This is a genomic window from Bradyrhizobium sp. AT1 (assembly GCF_001590795.1).
GTDB lineage: Bacteria > Pseudomonadota > Alphaproteobacteria > Rhizobiales > Xanthobacteraceae > Bradyrhizobium.
Window position 1 is genome coordinate 271,237 of record NZ_JXDL01000001.1, and the last position, 5,791, is coordinate 277,027.

A 5,791-nucleotide genomic window follows, 5' to 3' on the forward strand; every position below is an offset into this window, starting at 1 on the left:
GAGGGCGGCTGTCCGGCCGCTTGTGCGGGCTCCGGCTTTGTCAGCGGCTCCTCGACATTGCCGCCCTTGTAGAGGCGGGCATAGCGGTGGCCGAGGCTGGTCAGCACCTCGTAGCCGATCGTTCCGAAATGATGCGCGAGCTCGTCGACGGTGATGCCCTCGCCGAGCAGCGTCACCATATGGCCGCGCCGCGCTGTGTTCGGCGGCAGATCGGTGATGTCGATCGCGATCAGATCCATCGAGATGCGGCCCGCGACCGGGCAGCGCTTGCCGGCGACGATAACCTCGGCGCCGCGGGTGCCGTCATTGGAGCTTGCCGCGCGGAAATAACCGTCGGCGTAACCGACTGCGATGATCGCGAGTTTCGTCGGCCGCCGCGCGGTCCAGGTGCCGCCATAGCCGACGCTCTCGCCGCGCTCGATGCTGCGGGTCTGCACGATGCGCGCCTTGAGATCGACCACCGGCTGCATCGGATTGTCGGCCTCCGGCGTCGGGTTGACGCCGTAGAGAGCTGCGCCCGGACGCACCAGGTCGAACTGGAACGGCGCGCCGAGGAAGATGCCGGAGGAGTTGGCGAGCGCGGCCGGCACGCCGGAGAATTCGCTGGCGATGCCGCGGAAGGCCGCCAGCTGCTTGGCATTGACGGGGCTATTGAGCTGCTCGGCCGAGACCAGATGGCTCATCACCAGCGTGATGCCATGATCGCCGGCATTGATGCGGGGGATGATGGCCTGCGCTTCCTGGAGCGTGAGGCCGAGCCGGTTCATGCCGGTGTCGATGTGGATGGCGGCGCCGCCGTTCCACCCGGTGCGGCGGCAGAACACGTCCCATTCGGCGAGTTCGTTGAGGTCGCCGATCACCGGGCGGCAATTGATCTTGGCGTAGTGCTCGCCGGTGTTCTGGAAATAGCCGCCGAGCACGTAAATTGTAGGCTCCGGGACGGCCGCGCGCACCTTGCGCGCTTCCTCGATGGTGGCGACGAAGAAGGTCTTGCAGCCGGCCTTGCTCAGCGCACGCGCGACCTCGGCGGCGCCGCAGCCATAGGCATCGGCCTTGATCACCGCCGAGCATTCGGCCGGCACCGCCGTCTTCTCGAGCTTGCGCCAGTTGGCGATGATGGCGTCGAGATCGACGGTGAGGACGCCGCCATAGGCAGCGAGCGCGGCAGCCTGATTGGCCTCCGCGGAGAGAAGGCCGGATTGCGGGTTCATTTTCGGGTCGGACGCCATTGTCATGGCGCCGTTTTACGCAAGAGGCAGTTGCTGTTCAAGGAACTCAGTAGTCGTTGCCGCTGCGAACCGGCAGCTGACTGTCAGGCGCGAGGTCGCCGAACCGCGTGACCGAGGCTTCGAACGCCAGATCGACAGTGCCGGTCGGGCCGTGGCGCTGCTTGCCGATGATGACTTCGGCCTTGCCGTGCGCAAGACTCATGTCGAGCTGCCACTTCTCGTGCTCGGGCGTGCCCGGGCGGGGCTCCTTCATCGCGAGGTAATATTCCTCGCGGTAAACGAACAGCACGACGTCGGCGTCCTGCTCGATCGAGCCCGATTCACGCAAGTCGGAGAGCTGCGGCCGTTTGTCGTCGCGGGATTCCACCTGACGCGAGAGCTGCGACAGCGCGATGACGGGAACGTTGAGCTCCTTGGCCAGCGCCTTCAGGCTGGTCGTAATCTCGGTGATTTCCTGCACGCGATTGTCGCTCCGCTTGCCCGAGCCCGAGAGCAGCTGGATGTAGTCGATCACGAGCAGGTCGAGGCCCTTCTGGCGCTTCAGCCGCCGCGCCCGCGCCATCAGCTGCGCGATCGACAGGCCGCCGGTGGCGTCCACGTAGAAGGGCAGCGACTGCAGCTCGATCGAGACCTCGCGAATTTTCTCGAAATCGGCTTCCGAGATGCCGCCGCGGCGGATGTGGGAGGAGGGAACGCCGGTGCGCTCGGCCACGATACGCGTGGCGAGCTGGTCGGCCGACATTTCGCAGGAGAAGAAGCCGATCACGCCGCCATTGGCGGCCTTCGTGGTACCGTCGGCCTGGAGTTCCGGCACATAGGCCTGGGCGACGTTGTAGGCGATGTTGGTCGCAAGCGAGGTCTTGCCCATGCCGGGACGGCCCGCGACGATGATGAGGTCGGAGTGCTGCAGGCCGCCCATCTTGGTGTCGAGGTCGCGCATGCCCGTCGAGATGCCGGACAGCTTGCCGTCACGCTGGAACGCCTTGGCGGCGAGATCGACCGCGACCGCCAGTGCCTGCGAGAATTTCTGGAAGCCGCCGTCATAGCGGCCGGACTCGGCGAGTTCGTAAAGCTTGCGCTCGGCGTCCTCGATCTGCGCCCGCGGCTGGAAATCGACCGGCGCGTCATAGGCGACATTGACCATGTCCTCGCCGATGCCGATCAGGTCGCGCCGCAGCGACAGGTCGTAGACGGTGCGGCCGTAGTCCTGGGCGTTGATGATGGTGGTCGCTTCGGCGGCGAGCCGCGCCAGATACTGCCCGATGGTCATGCCGCCGACATCGGTATCGGCGGGCAGGAACGTCTTCAGCGTGACGGGCGTCGCGATCTTGCCCATCCGGATCAGGCTGCCGGCGGTCTCGAAGATGGTCTGGTGCAGCGGCTCGAAGAAATGCTTCCCCTCCAGGAAGTCGGAGACGCGGTAGAAGGCGTCGTTGTTGACCAGGATCGCGCCCAGAAGGCTCTGTTCCGCCTCGATATTATGCGGCGCGCTCCGATAGGCGGGAGTTCCGGCATCGGGGGCGAGTTTGAGAACGTTCGAATCAGTCAGGGCCATGGTCGGACGTGCTTAGCAATTTTCTTGGGCGGATGCGGGGCCGGGATAAAGCGCCGCCGCAGCTCAAAGCGGAAGCGAAAGCTGACCGCTATCAACCGCTCAGTGAAAATGGTGGATGATTAGCAGCCGCAGCACGCGCCGCGCTTGACGGATTTTTGCGGAACCGGGCGGCCAGGAAGCGGCCGCGACCGTGCCATGGAAAAATCCTGAAGCCGTGAACCTATTGGATTGGCGCGCAGACGTACCGGATAGCGCGCGAATGAACGCACGCTGGGAGCTTTCGGCTCGGGTTCAGACCAGCAGGAGGTAAACCAGCGCAACAAGAGCCGCCCCGACGCCGGTAGCGATCAGGGCGTAATCGGTGCGGAGGTCGTCCTGCACGTCGAATGAGGTTTGCGTCTCTTTGCTCATGGCGACGGTCTAAGCCAGTGCCGACCAGACTTATGTGAAGTGGATCACATCTTCCCGGATTCTTTCGGGGGTATGCCCGGAACAGGCGGACGGGCAGGGAATTGTCTTCCGCGGTCCGCCAACAGGGAACGAGGCAAGCGATGCGGCCAGAACGGCAGCACCAGATCTGGCGAAGCGAGGCAGGCAGCCGGCTTTGGCTGTCGGGCCTGATTGCGGCCATGGAGCACGCTGAGCGGCCCGATGTGCGTCGGCAGCCCGTCGCGCCCCAAATCCTGCTGGAACTGCAGGCGCAATTGGCGTTAACCGCGCTTTTCCGCTCCTCCCAGATTTCGACCCTGCGGCACTAGGATCTATTCACCAGCCAGTTTCAGGCTCGGCCTGGCCGCGCCTTCGCGCGCCCGCAGCCGGGCTTCTTCGCGCGGCATGTAGTCGCGGGTCGTCGGCACCACGCCCTGGCGGCGGGTGAGCTGGATCTGGAAGTTCATCATGTCCTGCTTGCGGAACGTCATCTCGCAGGCCGCGAGATAAAATTCCCACATCAAGGCGAAGCGTTCGTCGTAGAGCTGCACGGCCTCCTCGCGCCGCGCCATGAAACGTTCTCGCCAGGCTTTGAGCGTCTCCGCATAGTGCAGGCGCAGGATCTCGATATCGCAGACCAGAAGGCCCGCGCGCTCGATCGCCGGCAGCACCTCCGACAGAGCGGGGATGTAGCCGCCGGGGAAGATGTATTTGGCGATCCAGGGATTGGTCGAGTCCGGGCCCTGCGAACGGCCGATCGAATGCAGCAGCATGATGCCGTCTTCGCTGAGTAGCTCGGCGCAACGCTGGAAATAGGTGTCGTAGAAACCGGCGCCGACATGCTCGAACATGCCGACCGAGACGATACGGTCGAATGGGCCTGCGATGTCGCGATAGTCCTGGAGCAGGAATTGGGCCGAGCCGCTCAGGCCCTTTTCCGCCGCGCGCGCGTTGGCGATCTGCAACTGCTCGGTCGAGAGCGTGATGCCGGTGACATCGGCGCCGGCGATCTCGGCGAGATAGAGCCCGAGCCCGCCCCAGCCCGAGCCGATGTCGAGCACGCGCTGGCCGCGTCCAACGAGCAGCTTGGCGGCAATGTGCCGCTTCTTGGCCAGCTGCGCATCGTCGAGCGACATGTTCGGCGTCTCGAAATAGGCGCAGCTGTACTGCTTGTCGGCATCGAGGAAGAGCGAATAAAGCCGTGCGTCGAGATCGTAATGATGCGCGACATTGTCGCGGGCGCGCGAGCGCGGATTGAATTGCTTCAGATGCCGCGTCAGGTAGCGCAGGTGCCACCAGGGTTTGGCCCATTGCGGCAACAGGTCGGGTTGATCGAGCAGGATCGCGAGGGCATCAGCTATGGTGCCGCGTTCGACCACGAACTCGCCGTCCATGTAGGCCTCGCCAAGCCCGAGCTCGGGATTGACGAGGATCTTCCGCTCGGCGTCCCCAGTCACGAAGCGCACTGCGACCGGAACGCCGGAGCCGTCGCCGACGGTGAATCTCGATCCTTTCGCCGTGGTCACCGTCATGGAGCCGCGGCGAATGAATTGAGACAGAAATCTACGCAACAATCGGTCCATCGCTACCTTCCTCTCAAAGCGAACCTCAAGAGATGCGACCAACCCGGCTTTCACATCGCACGCTCAGGTCCCGCTCCGGTTCCTATGCGTTTGCATCTAAATTTAGGAAGGATGTTTTTGACGCGCTATTGCGCTGTGATCACAGCGGATATTCCAAAAGCGCTTAATCACATCCTTGCGCGTGGAGGCTGCTTCCATTCGCGGCTCAATCGGATAAAAGGTGACCCGCCGCCGCGCCGGAGGCCGGCTGCACCTCTCGGAATTCAATGGAGATGATGGGAATGTCGAGCCGAGCGCTCAGCCTCGCGACGGTATTGCTTCTGATCGGCTTCGGCGCGGCCGATACCGTTTTTGCACAGGCGACCAACCTCGAGGCCGGCAAGACCCCGTCTCAGCTTTTCGCGCAGACCTGCAATGTCTGCCACAAGAGCCCGCGTGGACTTCTGAAATCCGTCGCGCCAGGCTCGCTGCCGGGCTTCCTGCGCCAGCACTACACCACGAGCTCGGACATGGCGGGCATCCTCGCCTCCTATCTCGTGTCCAACGGCGCCACCGACACCCGCTACCAGGCCAAGGACGGCAAGAAGGACGGCGCCAAGGAGAAGGACGCAAGCACCAGTCCCGAGCATCAGGGCCGCCGCCCGCGTGAGGCCAAACCCGAGGGCGAGGCTGCTGCTCCTGCCGCGGAAGGTGCGCGTCAGAAGCGCGCCGCACGGCCGGCCGAGGAGGGTGCGAGGCCCGAGGGGCAGGCCACTCCCGAGGGGCGTAAGAGCAAGCGCCGCGGCAAGCCCGGCACCGAGGAGGCGCCGAAGGTCGATGCCGCCGCACCAGCCACTGAAGAAAAGAAGAGCGAGCCGAAGCCCGACGCGGCCAAGGTCGAGCCCGAAGCCAAGCCCGACGCTAAGCCCGACAGCAGCAAGGCGTCCGAGAAGCCCGTCGAGGCCAAGCCCGATAGCGCCAAGGTCGAGCCCCGCGGCAGCGACACTCCGGCGCTG

Annotated in this window: 4 protein-coding genes and 1 pseudogene; 2 read left to right on the top strand and 3 right to left on the bottom strand. The window is 64.7% G+C overall.

The window, feature by feature from the left end; translation table 11 throughout:
• Positions 1-128: 128 nt before the first annotated feature.
• Together alr and SE92_RS01295 are read right to left on the bottom strand one after the other, a co-directional pair.
• Positions 129-1,235, bottom strand: a pseudogene (gene alr / locus SE92_RS01290) (alanine racemase); the annotation flags it as partial.
• A 40-nt stretch (positions 1,236-1,275) separates the two neighbouring features.
• Entirely contained in the window at positions 1,276-2,784 is a 1,509-nt protein-coding gene (locus tag SE92_RS01295; protein ID WP_063194120.1) for a replicative DNA helicase, read from the bottom strand.
• Positions 2,785-3,335: 551 nt separating this feature from the next.
• Between SE92_RS01295 and SE92_RS01300 the strand changes: the two genes are divergently transcribed.
• Positions 3,336-3,542 carry a hypothetical protein gene (locus SE92_RS01300; RefSeq protein WP_063194121.1) on the top strand — a complete coding sequence of 69 codons (207 nt, stop codon included), beginning with the start codon at positions 3,336-3,338 and terminating at the stop codon, positions 3,540-3,542.
• A gap of 3 nt (positions 3,543-3,545) precedes the next feature.
• Here SE92_RS01300 and SE92_RS01305 read toward each other — a convergent pair whose 3' ends face one another.
• Positions 3,546-4,796, bottom strand: coding sequence for a cyclopropane fatty acid synthase (locus SE92_RS01305; protein ID WP_063194122.1), 1,251 nt, complete (start codon positions 4,794-4,796; stop codon positions 3,546-3,548).
• Positions 4,797-5,077: 281 nt separating this feature from the next.
• Between SE92_RS01305 and SE92_RS01310 the strand changes: the two genes are divergently transcribed.
• On the top strand, positions 5,078-5,791 hold a 714-nt coding region (locus tag SE92_RS01310; RefSeq protein ID WP_063203280.1), incomplete at its 3' end, for a hypothetical protein.

Bases quoted from the DNA above. Each gene is read 5' to 3' on its own strand.
- SE92_RS01295 (WP_063194120.1), bottom strand. From the start codon at position 2,784: ATGGCCCTGACTGATTCGAACGTTCTCAAACTCGCCCCCGATGCCGGA.
- SE92_RS01300 (WP_063194121.1), top strand. From the start codon at position 3,336: ATGCGGCCAGAACGGCAGCACCAGATCTGGCGAAGCGAGGCAGGCAGC.
- SE92_RS01305 (WP_063194122.1), bottom strand. From the start codon at position 4,796: ATGGACCGATTGTTGCGTAGATTTCTGTCTCAATTCATTCGCCGCGGC.